The organism is Streptomyces sp. NPDC046215 (assembly GCF_040646215.1).
Classification (GTDB): Bacteria; Actinomycetota; Actinomycetes; order Streptomycetales; family Streptomycetaceae; genus Streptomyces; species Streptomyces stramineus.
Genome location: NZ_JBEYZW010000050.1, coordinates 15282 through 31084, shown reverse-complemented (window position 1 = coordinate 31084; position 15803 = coordinate 15282). Strand labels below are relative to the sequence as shown.

Sequence of the window (15803 nt, the reverse complement as noted above, 5' to 3'; positions counted from 1 at the left end):
GCATGACGACCCCTCTCAGCCGGCTCGTGGGTAGCCTGGCCCCCGAGGGCCTGCAACTCTACTGCCCGGTGCCCCTCCAGGAGCATCCGGCCGGTGGTGCGTTCCTCGACCGGGCCGGGGCCGCTTGGGCGGTCGGTCAAGGACTGTGCGCTCCGGGTTCCCGCATCACCCGGGTGAACATCGGCACATTCGTCGCCCGCGGGATGCCCTATGTCACCGAGCAGGCGGCGATCGCCATGACCTGCTACACCTACTGGGCTTTCCTGTGGGACGACCACCTCGACCACCTGGCAGAGGATCCAGCCCGTGCGATGGCGCTGACGGGCGAGGCCAACCGCGTCCTGTATGAGCCGTCCGACATCCCCCTGCCGTCGGACCCGTTCCTCACCAGCCTCCGCGACCTGCGGCGCCTCCTGGAGGCGTGCCTGGACCCGGACGCCATGGCCATGCTCCGCAGCGAGAACGACCTGTGGCTCGGTGGCCAACTGTGGAAACTCGCGCTCCAGTCCCGCACTACACCACCCACGGTTGGCGAGTATCTGCGCATGCGCAGATACAAAGCCGGCAGCGGGCCCCTGGCCGTATACACGGGGCCGGGCGCCGGGTACGCGATGACAACGGCCGATCTCTACGACCCACTCGTGTGCGCCTTCACCCAGTCAGTGTTCTACCCCTGCACCATCATCAACGACCTCGGCAGTCTGGCCAAAGAAACCCAGAACGGCCAGGACGGCATCAGCCTCTTCACCGCCCTCGCCACCGAACACTCCCTCGACACCACCACCGCGCTACTGAAGGCCGCAGAACTCTACGAGCGCACGCTCTGCCTCATGCTGCGCCTCCAGCAGCAACTCCTGGAGGATCCGCGACCGGCCGTCGCCCGCTACGCCGCCGAACTCCCCCAGTGGATCCCCGCCACCGTCGTATTCACCGCGACCAGCGCCCGCTACCTCACCACCAGCCTGGCCGGCCAAGCCGATGCCCCGGCGACTCAGCCCCTGATCAGCCCGAGTACGAATCCCCTGCTGTGGGACCCCGACGACCTCACTCCTCCCCCGTACCCCGACATCGCCTGGATATGGCAGCACCTCGCACCGCCGAAACCCCGGTAAGGGGGTGCCGAGGGGCTGGTAACGATCTACCACCGAACCGACTACACCGAGCTCAACCAGAACCTCGACGACGCAACACTCGCCGAACGCTCAGTAGACCTCCTCAGCGCCACCCTCCCAGGCCTCGCCGACCAGCTCCAGACCTCCAGGAACATGACCCATGTCCATCGATGGGAACACGCGCTCTTCGCCCCGCAACCCGGCCACTACCGCAACCTCTCGTCTTTCGCTAATAGTTGAGGCCAACGATCACCCGTACATTCGCAGCGACTACCTTGCCGCCTGCCACACCAACTCACGCCTGGCTATCGAAGAAGAGGCAGCCGACCAGCTCAAAACAGTTCTGGGCGTGCCAGTGAGCCTTCTTCATCCTGGGGCCGGGGGGGGTGAAACGGGCTGTCCAAAGGGGGTACGATCCTGCGCGGGCAGGGCGCACAGGCGCACTCAACGTTCGCAACAAGCGCGCAGCCCGGCGCACACCCACCATGGACACGGGCGAGATGGGCCCGGCCGCCACACTCGGCACAGCCACGTGCCGACCCTGTGACGGCATACACAGAGCTGCTCCGGCGCCGGTAGCCGGGCCGTTGACCTCGGCAGGTGTTCGTAGGCTGTTTTCTTTCGGATCATCTGATCGCTGGTTCGGTGTGCCGTTGACTGACGCGCAGTGGGCGCGGATCGGGCCGCTGCTGCCGAATCGGGCCCGGAAACGGGGTGGTCGGCTGCGGGAGAAGAGTGGGTGGTCGCGGTCGACTCGACCGTCGTGCGCGCGCCACGCGGTCGGGGTCCGCGAAAAGGGGCCCCGGCCGGCGAACCACCCGCGCCGTCGGCGGCGAAGGCCTGCTGCTCGGTTCCTGCATCGACGCGATCCCAAGGTCGATGTCACTGCCGTCCGGAACCCTGGGGTCCAGTAAAAGCTCACTCACCCGGCCTGGCCGGCCCTGGCCACGCTTCCACCGTGCGCCGCGTACGCCATGGAGTGTCCGTCATGGCCGTTAGCACCCACTCTCCCCGATACGCCCTTGGCGTGGGCCAGGATCCACCCTAGCGTTGAGGGTGGCAGGTGGAGCCCCGTCGCGGTCCCCCGTCGGGGAGGCCCGAATCCACGCCGAACGAACCGGCTTCCGGCGGTTCCGCCCACCGAAGCGGCCTGTCGCTGGAGTGGAAGACGGCAGACCTCTGGTTTCCGCACCGTCCGTCCGCGCACGGGCGCCCGCCCACGCCGGGCGGTGAAGGAGTGCCGCCTCATGACCGCTCACACCGACAGCTGGCCCGTCGTCGAGCTACCCTTCCCCTTGCGCCGTAACCCCCATGCCGACCGGGTACGTCCCCGGACGCGCCAGTGGGCTATCGACATGGGCATGCTGCCCACATCAGCCGCATGCCGCTGGTGGGACCACGTCGACCTCACCGCTCTCGAAGCCTGGTGCTTCCCCGACGCACCCGCCGATCGACTGCTGCTGATCGACAAGTGGCTCTCCCTGGGCATCATGTTCGACGACCAGTTCGACAGCACTTCCCTGGGGCGCCGCCTGGACGTCACGTGCCGCGTGCTGAACCACATGATGACGGCGATCGAACACCCGCCATCCGAACCGGTCACCGCGCGCCACCCGTTCTCCCGCGCCATGGCCGACCTCCTCGCCGACTTCGCGCGCCTGATGAGCCCGGTATGGCTGCGGCGCCACCGCCATCACCTGACCCTGTGGTGGGGCGGGGTCATCCAGGCCACGGCGCACCGCGCCCGCAGCGGGCCACCGCTGCCCTTCACCGAGCGCCTGAAGGTGCGCCGCCTCACCGTCGGCATGCACGCCTACGGCGACCTGTTCGAGGCGGCGTGCGACTGGGAGATCCCTCCGGCCGTCTTCGCCCTGCCCGAGATCCAGTGCATCCGCCGGATCATCACGGACATCACTGTCTTCCTGAACGACCTGTACTCCGTGGAACGCGAACGCGTCGACGGCAACGACGACAACGTCCTGCTGGCCTGGGAAGCCGAAGGACACTCCCCGCACACCGCCCGCACCGCGGCAGCCGACCGCATCACGAAGCTCGCCGAAGAGTTCACCACCTTGAGCCGCGCCCTGCCGCAGCTCGCCGAAAGCGCCGACCTCACCATGTCCGACCGAACCGGGCTGCGGCACTGGGCCGACACCTGCGCCCTGTATCTCGCGGGGGCCGGTTACAGCCAGGCCATCATCCCCCGCTACACCGACACCACCAGTCACTTGGCCCACGACCACCGACTCGACCGCGCCCTCCAAGTTCCCTCAACGGAGCACCCGCCCGGCCGCTAGGACACCTGCGTCCCCTTTCTTCTTCATGACCTCGCAATGGGGCTCCCGGCCCCGGGCCCGGTCCAGAGCAACGGCCGGGGCCCAGCTGACCAGGTGGCAGCGCCGCGCGTCCGCTAGGCGAAAGAGACCACGGCGCCCGGTGCCCGCGCAGCCGAAGGCGCAATGGATGAACTGTCCGCCGAGGCCGACCACGTCCCCAACTTCACCCGGGACGTCACGGGGCTCGGCCACCACGGGACCGGTGACCTGGAAGCGCGGTCACGCACGGATCGCGTCCAGGACCTGTTCTGTCTCAGCTGCACCGCGGCGTAGGGACAGGGGAGCCAAGGCGTCATACCGTACGACAGGTCGCTACCCGACACCCCGAGCATTGCCTTGCTCCATACAGTGACAGGCCGGGAATCCGCTCCGCTACGCGTCTTCCCACTCAGAGTTCACCACTCGCCGCCTGGTCGTGTCGCCCTCCGCACCTCGACGGGTGCCGCGGCCTCGGCGCGCAGGTCGCGGCGGAGCTCCTTGGGGAGGGAGAAGGCGATGGACTCCTCGGCGGCCTTGACGGTTTCGACGTCCTCGTAGCCGCGTGCGGCGAGCCATTCCAAGACGCGCTCGACGAGAATTTCGGGGACGGAGGCGCCGGAGGTGAGGCCGACCGTGTCGACGCCGTCCAGCCAGGCCTCGTCGATCTCATCGGCGTAGTCGACCAGGTGGGCCGCGCCGGCTCCCGCGCCGAGGGCGACTTCGACGAGTCGGACGGAGTTGGAGGAGTTCTTGGAGCCGACGACGATGACGAGGTCGGACTCGGCGCTCATCTTCTTGACCGCGGTCTGCCGGTTCTGCGTGGCGTAGCAGATGTCGTCGGACGGCGGGGAGAGGAGGTTGGGGAACTTGTTCTTCAGGGCGCCGACGGTTTCCATGGTCTCGTCGACGGAGAGCGTGGTCTGGGAGAGCCAGACGACCTTGTCCGGGTCGCGGACCTCGACGTTGGCGACGTCGTCGGGGTCGTCGACGAGCTGGATGTGGTCGGGGGCCTCGCCGGAGGTCCCGATGACCTCTTCGTGGCCCTCGTGGCCGATGAGGAGGATGTCGTAGCCTTCGCGCGCGTAGCGGACGGCTTCCTTGTGGACCTTGGTGACCAGCGGGCAGGTCGCGTCGATGGTGGCCAGCTTCCTGCGGGCGGCCTCCTCGTGGACGACCGGGGCGACGCCGTGCGCGGAGAAGATGACGATGTTGCCCTCGGGCACCTCGAACGTCTCGTCGACGAAGATCGCGCCCTTCTTCTCCAGGGTCTTCACCACGTATTTGTTATGGACGATCTCATGGCGCACATAGACCGGCGGCCCGTACCGCTCCAGGGCCTTCTCGACGGTCTCGATGGCGCGGTCGACGCCCGCGCAGACTCCGCGTGGTGAGGCCAGCAGGATGCGGCGGGGGGTCGGGGCGGTGGTCATGACTGCCTCACGGTGGTCGTCAAGGCGACGTTCTGCAGAACGCGGCGGGTGGCGGGCGGAGCGTTGAGGTCGTCGAGGGCGTTGAGGGCCTGTTCACGGCGGTCGCGGATGAGTTGTTCCACGATGGCGTGGGCGCCGGTGGAGACGAGGACGGCGCGGACGCGGGTGGCGGTGTCTTCGGTCAGGTGGGGGTCGCCCAGGGCGTGGCGGAGGAGTGCGCGTTGGCCGGGGTCGGCGTGGTGGAGGGCGTGGGCGATGAGAACGGTGTGTTTGCCTTCGCGGAGGTCGTCGAGGTTGGGTTTGCCGGTGTGGGTGGGGTCGCCGAAGATGCCGAGGAGGTCGTCGCGGAGTTGGAACGCCTCGCCGAGCGGGAGGGCGTAGGCGCTGAGGGCCTGGAGGAGGGCGGGGCCGGCCCCGGCGAGGGTGGCGCCGATGTGCAGGGGGCGTTCGACGGTGTACTTGGCGGTCTTGTAGCGGATGACGCGCAGCGGGGCGTCGAGGTCGGTGTCGGGCGCGTCGCCCTGGACGAGGTCGAGGTACTGGCCCTGGACGACCTCGGAGCGCATGGCGTCGATCAGCGGCCAGGCGACCTCCGTCTGCACCGGAGTCAGCCCGGCGGTGTGCAGGAGTTCGTCGGACCAGACGAAGGCGAGGTCGCCGACGAGTACGGCGGCGTGGGCGCCGAGTTCGTCGGCGCCGGCCTGAGTGCGGGCCGGTCGGTGGTGGGCCGCCAGGACGCGGTGGACGGTGGGGTGGCCGCGGCGCAGGGCGGAGTGGTCCATGACGTCGTCGTGGATGAGGCAGAAGTCGTGGAAGATCTCCAGAGCGGCGGCCGTGCGGACGACCGCCGGGGGCGGGGGCGTCTCGGTGGCGGTGTGCCAGCCGAGCAGGCATAGCAGGGGACGCAGGCGTTTGCCGCCGTCGAGGACGAAGTCGGCCAGGGTCTCGGTCGCTTCCCCGGGCATGCCGGCCTCGCGCGTGGCCTCGCGTTTGGCGTTGACGAAGGCTGTCAGGGCCTCTTCGACCCGGTGGCGGAGGTGAGCGAGGTCGGGGGGTTCGGTGGTCAGGGTGGGGGGCGGGTTCATGCCGGGTCACTCGTTTCGGGGGGAGGTAGTTCGGTGAGACGCAGGGCTTCTTCCACCAAGGTGTCGACGACGCGGTGTTCGGGGACGGTGCGGACGACTTCGCCGTGGACGAAGATCTGGCCTTTGCCGTTGCCGCAGGAGACGCCGAGATCGGCTTCGCGGGCTTCGCCGGGGCCGTTGACGACGCAGCCCATGACGGCGACGCGGAGGGGGTGGGGGAACCCGTCGAAGGCGGCCTGGACCTGGGCGGCGAGCTTGTGAATGTCGACTTGAAGGCGGCCGCAGCCGGGGCAGGAGACGATCTCCAGCTGGCGGGGGCGCAGGCCGAGGGACTGGAGGATGTGGGTACCGGCTTTAACCTGTTCGACGGGTGGGGCGGAGAGGGAGACGCGGATGGTGTCGCCGATGCCTTCGGCGAGGAGGATGCCGAAGGCGACGGCGGATTTGATCGCGCCCTGGAAGGCGGGTCCGGCTTCGGTGACGCCGAGGTGGAGGGGGTAGTGGCAGGCGGCGGCCAGGAGGCGGTTGGCCGTGACCATCGTCATGGGGTCGTGGTGTTTCACCGCGATCTTCAGGTCCTGGAAGCCGTGTTCTTCGAACAGCGAGCACTCCCACAGCGCCGATTCCACGAGCGCCTCGGGTGTGGCGGCGCCGTGCTTGGCCAGCAGCCGGGGGTCGAGGGAGCCGGCGTTGACACCGATGCGGATCGGCACCTTCGCGGCCGAGGCGGCCTTGGCGATGTCGGCGACGCGGTCGTCGAAACGCTTGATGTTGCCCGGGTTGACGCGCACCGCCGCGCAGCCGGCGTCGATCGCGGCGAAGACGTAACGGGGCTGGAAGTGGATGTCCGCCACCACCGGCAGCGGGGACTTCGCGACGATCGCCGGCAGCGCGTCGGCGTCATCCCGCGAGGGTACGGCCACCCGCACGATGTCGCAGCCCGCGGCCGTGACCTCCGCGATCTGCCGCAACGTCGCGTCCACATCCGCCGTCGTGGTCGTCGTCATGGTCTGCACGGAGACCGGCGAGCCGCCCCCGACCGGAACGTCACCGACCCGGATCCGCCGCGATGCACGGCGCTGCGGTGCCTTCGGGGGGATGATGGGCAACCCGAGGTGGGTGGTCATCAGGACGTCTCCCGTACGCGGCGGGCTTCGTCGGCCGGGGAGCGGGACGATCGCCCGCGGGGGCTGTCGGTGAGGTCACGGCCGTGGGTACTGCCGTGGATACCGCTGTCATGCGGTGGCGGGGGCATGAGGGGCTCCGTTCGGTGTGTGTGCGGGCCGCGGCGCGGGCGACGGGCTCCGCGGCGAAGCATCATCCGCGCCAGCGGTTTGAGCCGTCCCAGGTCGCCATGGGGTAGAAGTACGCCGCCATGTAGGCAGTGCGGGTCTTCTTGAAGCACTCCGCGACCTCGGGCGATACGAGTCCCGCCCACTCACCGTCGATCCAGCAGCGGTCGGTGTGCTCCTGCATGGCCGTCGCGTGCGGGTTGACAGGGTGGGGAACGGATACCGCAGCCTCGCGGATGTCTCACGGTCGAGCACGGAACCGCTCCTCGGCCGCAGGGTGCCGGCACCGGGGCCGGAGCGCTGCCCGGGGCGAGAACATCGGCGCCAGGAACTCGCCGGTCCGGGCGGCGCTCCGGAGGTCGGGGGAACCGGGGGGCCGGGCGGGCAGCCGGAGGCGGGTGGTCATCGTGACCTCCGCCGTCCGTTGAGGGGGGCGACGTCGTGGGTGAGGCAGTCGGTGCGGGCGCGCAGGACGGCGGTGGCGATGCCGTCGGCGTCGAGTCCGGCGTCGGCCAGGAGGTCGGTGCGGGTGCCGTGGGGGAGGAAGGCCCGGGGCAGGCCCAGGCAGCGTACCGGGGTGGTGACGGCGGCGTCGGCGCACGCCTGGGCGAGGACGGAGCCGAAGCCACCGGTGCGGGTGTTGTCCTCCACGGTCACGGTGAGGTGGTGGCGTGCGGCGAGGTGGACGAGGGCACGGTTGACGGGGGTGACCCAGCGGGGGTCGACCACGGTGGAGCCGATCTCTTCGTCCTCGTCCAGCTGCCGGGCCGCCGCCACGGCGGCGCCTGCGGTGGGGCCGGTGGTGACGAGGAGGACGTCCAGGGGACGGCCGGCGCTGCGGTGGAGGACGTCCATGCCGTCCATCTGTGCCAGCGCCTTCAGGTCCGGCCCGGACGTGGCTTTGGGCAGGCGCAGGGCGGTGGGCCCGTCATCGGTGGCGACGGCTTCGCGCAACAGTTCTTTGAGGCGTGTGGTGTCGCGGGGGGCGGCGACACGCAGGCCGGGGACGAGGGCGAGGAGGCTGACGTCCCACATGCCGTGGTGGGAGGGGCCGTCGGGGCCGGTGATCCCGGCGCGGTCCAGGACGAGGGTGACGGGCAGGTGGTGCAGGGCCACGTCCATCAGGATCTGGTCGAAGGCGCGGTTGAGGAAGGTGGCGTAGATCGCGACGACGGGGTGGAGGCCGCCCATGGCCAAGCCCGCGGCGCTGGTGACGGCGTGCTGTTCGGCGATGCCGACATCGAAGACGCGGTCGGGGTGGGCCACGGCCATGGGGTGCAGGCCGGTGGGCCGGAGCATCGCCGCGGTCACCGCCACCAGCTCCGGACGCTCTTCGGCCAGGGCCAGAAGCTCCTGGCCGAAGACCTCTGTCCACGTGGCCGGCTGCCGCACGGCCGGAGGAACGGTGGCCGGGGAACGGCCGGTGATCGGGTCGATCACTCCGACGGCATGGAAGCAGTCCGCCTCGTCGGCTTCCGCGAACGGATAGCCCTTGCCCTTGACCGTCACCACATGCACCACGACCGGGCGGGCAAGGGCACGGGCTTGGCGGAACGCCGCCTCCAGCGCGGGGATGTCGTGCCCGTCGACCGGCCCGAGACAGGCCAGACCGTGCGCGGCGAACACGTCGCTCCCGGCCGGGTGCGGGCCGGGTGCGCGCAGCGCGGCCAGGCGGGTGGCGACGGCGCCGGTGGTGGGAGAGTAGGAGCGGCCGTTGTCGTTGAGAACGACGATCACCGGGCGCTCGCGAGCGGCGCCGATGTTGTCGAGCGCCTCCCACGCCATGCCGCCGGTCAGCGCCCCGTCACCGATGACCGCCACCACCGCCCGCTCCCGTTCCCCCGCCAGGGCGCGGGCCTTGGCCAGCCCGTCGGCGTAGGACAGGGCGGTGGAGGCATGCGAGTTCTCGATCAGATCGTGTTCGGACTCCGCGCGGCAGCAGTATCCCGACAGGCCGCCGGCCCGGCGCAGCTGTTCGAAGCCCTTCTGGCGGCCGGTCAGCAGCTTGTGGACGTACGCCTGATGTCCGATGTCGAACAGGACGCTGTCGCGCGGCGAATGAAAGACACGGTGCAAGGCGATCGTCAGCTCTACCACCCCCAGGCTCGGGCCCAGGTGACCGCCTGAGGCGCACACCGTCGCCACCAGATAGCGCCGGATGTCCTCCGCCAGCGCCGGCAGCGCTTCCGCCGACAGGGCCCGTAAGGCATCCGGGCCTGTCACGGACGCCAGAAGCAGCGGTACGTGTGTCATACCGCCAGGAGGGTTCTGCATAAGGTCCTCCACGCTGGGCTGATCAGAGGCCTCACCCGCGGCGGTGGGCCCGTGTGCGGTGATCCACGCCGTACTCTTTCCGGACGCGGCTTCGTCATGGCCGCCGCACCGCGGTCCGGCAACCGCCACTTGGTGGAGGGCCTGGGTGTCATCGTCCACGTGCGCATACCCAGCCTCCACCAGCCCGGACGCGGAGCGGCAGGTGCATTCGCCGACCAGGGGAAGCACGGTGGGGCCTCCGCGAACGCCTGCGCGAGACGGTACCGGCCGGCTTCCCACCGTGCGTGCCACCCGGCTCGTCCCGGCCTCTCCGTGCCGGAGCGCTGAGGCGGCCACAAGCGTGGTGTGAAACACCGTCGGAGCGCGTCGGGAGCCACGGGGCGGGCAACTACACCGTACGCCCCCACGCCCCTCCCCCGGCATCCGAGTGCCGCCAGCCGGGCCGGTGCGCGTCTGGACGGGGCGGGCGGCGCATGTCCTCATGAATGGAGTGGCCGGGCCCGCCCGGTGAGGGCGCCGCCTGGGCACGGCACCCCTGCCCGCGCGCGTGAGCCGGAAGAGCCGGCGCAGAAGAAAGGGCCAGTCATGACCACCCGCTCCAAGGGCCGCCGCCGAAGCGGCCTCATCCGTTTCATCGGCGACGTGCTCGATGACGCGAAGGACTTCACCGACGAGTGCCTGGACCGGGCACGCGACCTGGAGCACGACCTGCGCACGGCAGCGAGCAACGCTGTTCGGCCCGACAAGGATGACGACCACCGGCCGGCCGCCCGGACCGGTCACGTCGGCCCCCGGCAGGTGGCGGCCGACAAGAGCACCCGTGCCTGACGGGTCTCGGGTGCGTTGATGCGTGACGACGCCCCGCGCCACGAGCCGCCCGGACGGGCCCGGATGGTACGTGAGCTGGCCCGCCACCACGACGGCTCACTGCACGACGCCACCGCGCGCCGGCCCGTCTCGTTCGGCGAGTTGGCGGACGACGTACGTGAGGGGGCCATTTTCCGGGCGCGGGACGCGGCCACGGATCAGGACTGCACCTACCAGGTCCTGGCCGCCGTCCTCGCTGGGGCGCTTTCCTGGTTGCCCGTCTCCTTCGAACGCGGGGGTGTGCCGTCCGCTGCGTTCACAATGCTGCTGGCGCTCAAGCGGGACTGATACAGCGTCACACGCAATCGTTGTCGGCGGTGCCGTCCGGCACGTCGTGCTCCCCTGGGTCGGCACCGGTGGACGGGGAGGCGGGCGGCGCGTCGTCGGCCGTAGGCCGGTCGAACGGCGTCGTGCCGTCCGAGGCCGGTCGGCGGCACGGCGGTGTGGCCTCGGCGGCCGACGAAGGTTCGTCCCATGCACGACTGCGGCTCGGTGGGGCTCCGTTGCCCCCGTTGGGACCGGTATCGGGTCTGAGTGGCGTCGCGGAGCGCTGGGACAGGATGTCCCGGCTGCCCGCCGAAGGCGCCGACGGGGCGTCGCGGGCCGGGGAGGAGGCGGTGGCGGGCAGCGGGCCCGGCCGCGATGCGCCGACGGACGGGGCCGCGGACGGGAAGGGCGACGCGGCGGAGGCCGTCGGTGCGGTCGGACCGCTCCTGCCAGGTGCCGACGACGGAACCGCAGGCGGCCGCTGCGGGGCCGGCTCAACGTACGTGGCGCTGAACGAAGCGCATCCGGTGGCCGCCGCCAGAGACACGGCGATGAGCGTGCATCGTAAGGCGTTGCGGGGAAACCGCACCGAGGAACTCCTTTGCTCGGGACGGCTCTCAGGCCGCCACGGCGCGAGGGGAAAGCGGGCTCCTGCCCCGCCTCGGGACAGCCGGCCGACCGCCGTCACCGTGCGGAGCTGAGCACACTCATGAACGTCTTCAGCCCGGTGAAAAGGGTAATGACCGCCCGCCAGACAACCAGGATCGCGTGGGCGGTGGCGACGGGAGCGGTCGCGATGAAGAACAGAAAGATGATCAGGACCAGCCAGAAGAAGAGACCACGGGGACGCGACAACAAGGGGCTTACCCTTCGTGGCGGGCGGGACCGGGCAGGCGGTGTATCCCGGGCTCACATCCTCCTGCCTCTTCTGACGAGGAAGACGGCCAGGACAAGGGCGGCCCAGAACGTACGGGAGCCGGTGTCACTGAGCTTCCCGGGTTCGTTGGACTCGCCGGCGACCTTGGCGTGGAAGGTGAGGTCCTGGTCGGCGATAGTGCGCAGGATGCCCCGGGTCTGCTGGAGAGCACCGGGGGCCGCGATCATGAGATCGAGGGCGGTGCGGGCGGCCTGCTGTTCGGAGAGGGTCTCGCGGGCGAGGCCGAAGATGATGGTGCGGAGGTTGTCAGCGAAGACGTCGGTGATGGACAGCTCCGGACACAGGTAGCGAATAGACCCTTCCAGGTTGGCGAAAGACTTGCCCAGCAGGGAAATCACCGGGCTGGTGCGGATGCCGCGACGGGTGGCATGCATGAGGATCGCCGTCAGGGTGACACCGAAGTCGAGCTCCTCAAGAGAGACGGAGCTGAGCTTGGGGACGAGCAGGCTGATGTCTGAGCGGAACCCGGCGAGATCGGCCCATGCCGTGGGGTTGCCCATCTCGATCCAGGTCGTGGCCAGGCCCGCGCCGTCATTGGCGGCGACGTTGAGCAAAGCCAGCACTAACCCCCGGCTGGCGCCGCTCTCCATGCGGCCCACCATTCCCCAGTCGATCAGATGCGCGGGCTCGTCCGGAGCGACGAAAATGTTGCCTGGGTGCGGGTCGGCATGGAAATACCGGTCGAGAAAGTAGCCGCGATACATGAACGCCATCAAGTCCCGGCCAATAGCGGCACGCTGCGCCGCGGTGAAGTCTCCGGGATCGGCGTCACGGATCGACACCCCCGGGGCCAGCGCCTGCACCAGTACTCGACGCGTCGGCGGCATCAATACGCGGGGCACTGACAGGTGTTCGAACTCTAGCGCCAGCCTCCGCCCCCGGCGCATGTTTCCCGCCTCGACGCGGAAGTCGGCCTCCGCCGCCATGGCCTCGAACAGCACACTCAGCATGGCCGGCACGTCCACCACGGCGGTGAACCGGGGAGCCGCCCGCGCCAGCACGCGAGCCGCCCGACGCAGCAGCCGCATGTCGTCCATCAACACCCCCTCAACCTGTGGGCGTTGAATTTTCACTGCCGCCGACGTGCCGTCGGTCAGCTGCGCCCGGTAGACCTGGGCCAGCGAGGCGGCGCCCAGCGGCGCTGAAGTGTCGATCTCCCGGAACAGCCGCCGCCACCGCGGCCCGAGCTCATCCGCCAGCACCGGCTCGAACACCGTGAACGGCGCGGGAGACACCTGGTCGTGCAGGAGCTTCAACTCCCGCAAGACAACCGGTGAGACGAAGTCCGGGCGGGTGGATAGCATCTGGCCAATCTTGATATAGAAGGGACCGAGTTCCTGCAGCGCCTCCCGTAGGGCCCGCGCCCGCTCCTCAGCGCCTTCCCCCGGCTTCGCCCGCTGTGAGCGGGCCTGCTCGGCGAGCAGCCGCCCCAGCACACGGGTAACGTGCCGTGCGCGGCCACCGCCCACTTACTCCTCCCCTAAACACGCCACACGCCAGACCAGGTGGCGCCCGGCCCGCCAACGACGTCGGAGGACGAGTAATCCCCGCTCTCCCTCGTACCTCCAGTGCACGGCAAACCGCCACCTGCCGACAACCCCAACCCCAGCGGCGCGCGAGGGCATGAACAGGCGCGCGGCAGCCGGCACCCGCGCGGGGGCCCAGTCGTGCCCACACCGTGACCTCACGGCCGCTTCGCCCCGAAAAACCGTCGAACCGCTACCGCACGCGTGCGGCCCGGCTCCTCACATGCCGGTGCTCCAGTGCACGACACACCGCCGTCGATCGGCAACCCCGTCCACAGTGGCGCGCAAGGGGCGTCGGCAGGCTCACAGCGGCCGGTAACGGCGCTCGATAGCCTGGACCCCCATGTCCGCAACCGTTACCACCCCGTCCCGCTGATCGGATATGACGTCTCGATTGTGACGCCTAACTGGTCATTTCAAAATGCGCCCGATAGATGGTCTTGGCAGGCGGGCTCGGTGGCGGCAGAGTTGTGTGGGTGTCGGATGATCTTATGCCTGATGACCTGTGAGAACGCGTCGCTCCGCTGCTCCCTCCCCGGCCGCTGCGGCGCTGGCGATATCCGGGCCGGTTGCCGGCGGATGACCGTGTCGCACCAACCATGATCAATGCTCATGGCTTCGAACACGCCACCGCCAACCATGCACGAGGTCGTTAAGACTGTCTCGTAACTCCTGGTCCATTGCTGCGTTGGGCTGCTTTTGCAGATCTTCACCGCTCAATGCAGTGAGCCCATAGAGGTGTTCACCGGACTGCGCCCTCGTCAGTGCCAGCGCCTGGTGCGGCCGTCGACGGCAAGGTCGGCCGGCCCCTGACGGGCAACCGCAACGACTGCACCGCCTTCGCCGAATCCGGCATCAAGGACGCCTGCGGTCACGCGACCGTCCTCGCTGACGGCGGCTACCAGGGAACCGGGGTCCTCATGCCCCACCGGCGCCCGGCCGGACAGGACCGGCTGCCCGACTGAAAAGAACGGCACAACGCCTCGCCTCGCACCGGCAGGTCCGGGCCCGCGTGGAGCACGCTTTCGCCCGTATGAAGGACTGGAAGAACCTCCGCGACTGCCGCCTCAAGGGCGCCGGCGTCTTCTGGGCCACCAGCGGCGTTGCCCACATGCGCAATCTCGCCCTCAGCGGAGGCTGATTACGACGCCCCGAGACAACCTTTGGGGGCGATGTTTACGGTGGTTCCGGATAGTGAAGTCGCCTTGCTGCGCATCGTTGGAATTGCCGGATCGGGCTCCGTCCCCTTCCCCAGTCATCCGTGAGGGAGTGCCGTTTGAGGGTTTATGGTTGCGTGATCGGCAGTTTGACCATGGGGATCCGGCCGGGACTCAGGGTCATTTTTGCGAGTGGCCGGAGGATGGCACCAGATGCGGCGTGCAGCTTCCAGAGCCTGGTGACGGTGGCTAGCACGAGGGTCGCTTCGTTGAGGCCGAAGGTTTCGCCGGGGCATCGGTGGCTTCCGCCTCCAAAAGGGATCATGGCGTTGCGCGGCGGGGCGGGAGATGCTCCCGGCAGCCAGCGGTCGGGGTCGAACCTCTCGGGCTCGGGGAACAGGCGGGGATTGCGGTGAAGGATGTAGGGAGACCACATCACAGCCGTGCCGGGCGGCAGGATCTTCCCGGCCAGTTCGACGTCGGTTGTCGTGACGCGCGAGACGATCCAGACTGGCGGGTACATACGCAGGGCTTCGGTGAGTACACGGCGGGTGTATTTCAGGTGGGCAATGTGGTCGGGTTCTGCGGGTTTTCCGGCCAGGAGCGACTTAGCCTCTTCACGTACCCTTGCTGCGGCCTCGGGATATTCACTCAGAAGGTAGAAGGTCCAAGCCAGGAGTGCCGGGGTAGTTTCAACCGCCCCCACTAGGATGCCCAAGACCTCATCGTGGACCTCTGCGTCGTTGAGTCGATCACCCGTCTTCTCATCGTGGTGGTCGAGCAAGGCGGAGAGTGCGTCGGAGTGGTCGGTTCCGGTGACCCGGTAGGCAGCGATGACCTCGTCGATGGACTGGTGAAGCTTGCTCAGTGAGCGGTCGAAGTGACGATTTCCGGGCGTGGGGATCTTGTAGACGGACTTGACGGGTGTGAGCATCCGGGGGTAAAGACCCTTGACGACCACTGGCAGACACTTGTCAACGGTGTCGACGGCGGACGCGCCGAGATGGCCGGAGAAAAGGGCCTTGGCGGTGATATGGACAGTAAGGGAGTGTGCCGCCGCGGTGATGTCGAATGCCCGTCCGGACGGCCAGGCGGCGGTGACGTCTGCGATCTCCTGAGCCATCGTGCGGGTGTAGGCCGTGATCCGTTGTTTTTGGAATACTGGCATGACCAGTGGCCGTTGACGGCGGTGATCCTCCCATCCGCATGTGGAGATTCCATTTCCGGCCAATGTCCGGGCGGTGTCGTAATAAGGTCCGCCCTTGTCGAAGGCCTGCGCGTTGACGAGTACGCGCTGGACCAGCTCGGGGTGGCAGACCATGTAGGCGGGGCATGAGCCGATGTGAATCTTGACTAGATCGCCCAGCACGGACAATGACTCCAGGAATTCCAGAGGACGGCGCCAGAGCGGGAGCACATGGCCGAGCAGCGGTCGCCTTCCGGGGGCAGCAGCCAACTGGTAGGGCTGACTGCGGGGTGCGAGGCTCTTTGCCATCGGTGACACCTCTCTTCGCGGGTATGGGAGCCGGCCGAGTGCCTCA

The 15803-nt window shown here is 69.1% G+C and carries 13 protein-coding genes and 1 pseudogene; 6 read left to right on the top strand and 8 right to left on the bottom strand.

Annotation, left to right across the window (positions count from 1 at the left end; all coding sequences use genetic code 11):
- Nucleotides 1-2 precede the first annotated feature (2 nt).
- From ABZ951_RS21580 to ABZ951_RS21570, 3 genes are all read left to right on the top strand, one after another.
- On the top strand, nt 3-1112 hold the full coding sequence (locus ABZ951_RS21580; RefSeq protein WP_344084061.1) for a hypothetical protein: 1110 nt from the start codon (nt 3-5) through the stop codon (nt 1110-1112).
- A 1247-nt stretch (nt 1113-2359) separates the two neighbouring features.
- Nucleotides 2360-3409, top strand: coding sequence for a hypothetical protein (locus tag ABZ951_RS21575; protein ID WP_344084058.1), 1050 nt, complete (start codon nt 2360-2362; stop codon nt 3407-3409).
- A gap of 162 nt (nt 3410-3571) precedes the next feature.
- The gene (locus ABZ951_RS21570; RefSeq protein ID WP_344084308.1) at nt 3572-3721 is read left to right on the top strand and encodes a hypothetical protein; all 150 of its coding nucleotides are present in this window, start codon (nt 3572-3574) and stop codon (nt 3719-3721) included.
- A gap of 122 nt (nt 3722-3843) precedes the next feature.
- Here ABZ951_RS21570 and ABZ951_RS21565 read toward each other — a convergent pair whose 3' ends face one another.
- From ABZ951_RS21565 to ABZ951_RS21545, 5 genes are all read right to left on the bottom strand, one after another.
- Nucleotides 3844-4857, bottom strand: a complete 1014-nt coding sequence (locus ABZ951_RS21565) for a 4-hydroxy-3-methylbut-2-enyl diphosphate reductase (RefSeq protein WP_344084055.1) — start codon at nt 4855-4857, stop codon at nt 3844-3846.
- Complete coding sequence (locus ABZ951_RS21560) at nt 4854-5942, bottom strand: polyprenyl synthetase family protein (RefSeq protein ID WP_344084052.1); 1089 nt, start codon at nt 5940-5942, stop codon at nt 4854-4856. The genes ABZ951_RS21565 and ABZ951_RS21560 overlap by 4 nt, the downstream gene beginning before the upstream one ends.
- On the bottom strand, nt 5939-7069 hold the full coding sequence (ispG, locus tag ABZ951_RS21555) for a flavodoxin-dependent (E)-4-hydroxy-3-methylbut-2-enyl-diphosphate synthase (protein WP_344084049.1): 1131 nt from the start codon (nt 7067-7069) through the stop codon (nt 5939-5941). The genes ABZ951_RS21560 and ispG overlap by 4 nt, the downstream gene beginning before the upstream one ends.
- 190 nt (nt 7070-7259) lie before the next feature.
- Complete coding sequence (locus tag ABZ951_RS21550) at nt 7260-7418, bottom strand: hypothetical protein (RefSeq protein WP_344084046.1); 159 nt, start codon at nt 7416-7418, stop codon at nt 7260-7262.
- Nucleotides 7419-7636: 218 nt separating this feature from the next.
- Nucleotides 7637-9487, bottom strand: coding sequence for a 1-deoxy-D-xylulose-5-phosphate synthase (locus ABZ951_RS21545; RefSeq protein ID WP_344084043.1), 1851 nt, complete (start codon nt 9485-9487; stop codon nt 7637-7639).
- Between the two features lie 606 nt (nt 9488-10093).
- On the opposite strand from ABZ951_RS21545, the gene ABZ951_RS21540 reads away from it, so the two are divergent.
- The gene (locus ABZ951_RS21540) at nt 10094-10336 is read left to right on the top strand and encodes a hypothetical protein (protein ID WP_344084040.1); all 243 of its coding nucleotides are present in this window, start codon (nt 10094-10096) and stop codon (nt 10334-10336) included.
- 18 nt (nt 10337-10354) lie between these two features.
- Nucleotides 10355-10663, top strand: coding sequence for a hypothetical protein (locus ABZ951_RS21535; RefSeq protein WP_344084037.1), 309 nt, complete (start codon nt 10355-10357; stop codon nt 10661-10663).
- Nucleotides 10664-11326: 663 nt separating this feature from the next.
- Here the strand turns inward: ABZ951_RS21535 and ABZ951_RS21530 are convergent.
- Together ABZ951_RS21530 and ABZ951_RS21525 are read right to left on the bottom strand one after the other, a co-directional pair.
- Nucleotides 11327-11497, bottom strand: a complete 171-nt coding sequence (locus tag ABZ951_RS21530; RefSeq protein WP_344084034.1) for a hypothetical protein — start codon at nt 11495-11497, stop codon at nt 11327-11329.
- 54 nt (nt 11498-11551) lie between these two features.
- Complete coding sequence (locus tag ABZ951_RS21525) at nt 11552-13015, bottom strand: AarF/UbiB family protein (protein ID WP_344084030.1); 1464 nt, start codon at nt 13013-13015, stop codon at nt 11552-11554.
- 887 nt (nt 13016-13902) lie between these two features.
- Between ABZ951_RS21525 and ABZ951_RS21520 the strand changes: the two are divergent.
- A pseudogene (locus ABZ951_RS21520) lies at nt 13903-14246 on the top strand (transposase); the annotation flags it as partial.
- Between the two features lie 143 nt (nt 14247-14389).
- On the opposite strand, the gene ABZ951_RS21515 reads toward ABZ951_RS21520, so the two are convergent.
- Nucleotides 14390-15757: a cytochrome P450 gene (locus ABZ951_RS21515; protein WP_344084027.1), complete on the bottom strand. Its 1368-nt coding sequence runs from the start codon at nt 15755-15757 to the stop codon at nt 14390-14392.
- Nucleotides 15758-15803 lie beyond the last annotated feature (46 nt).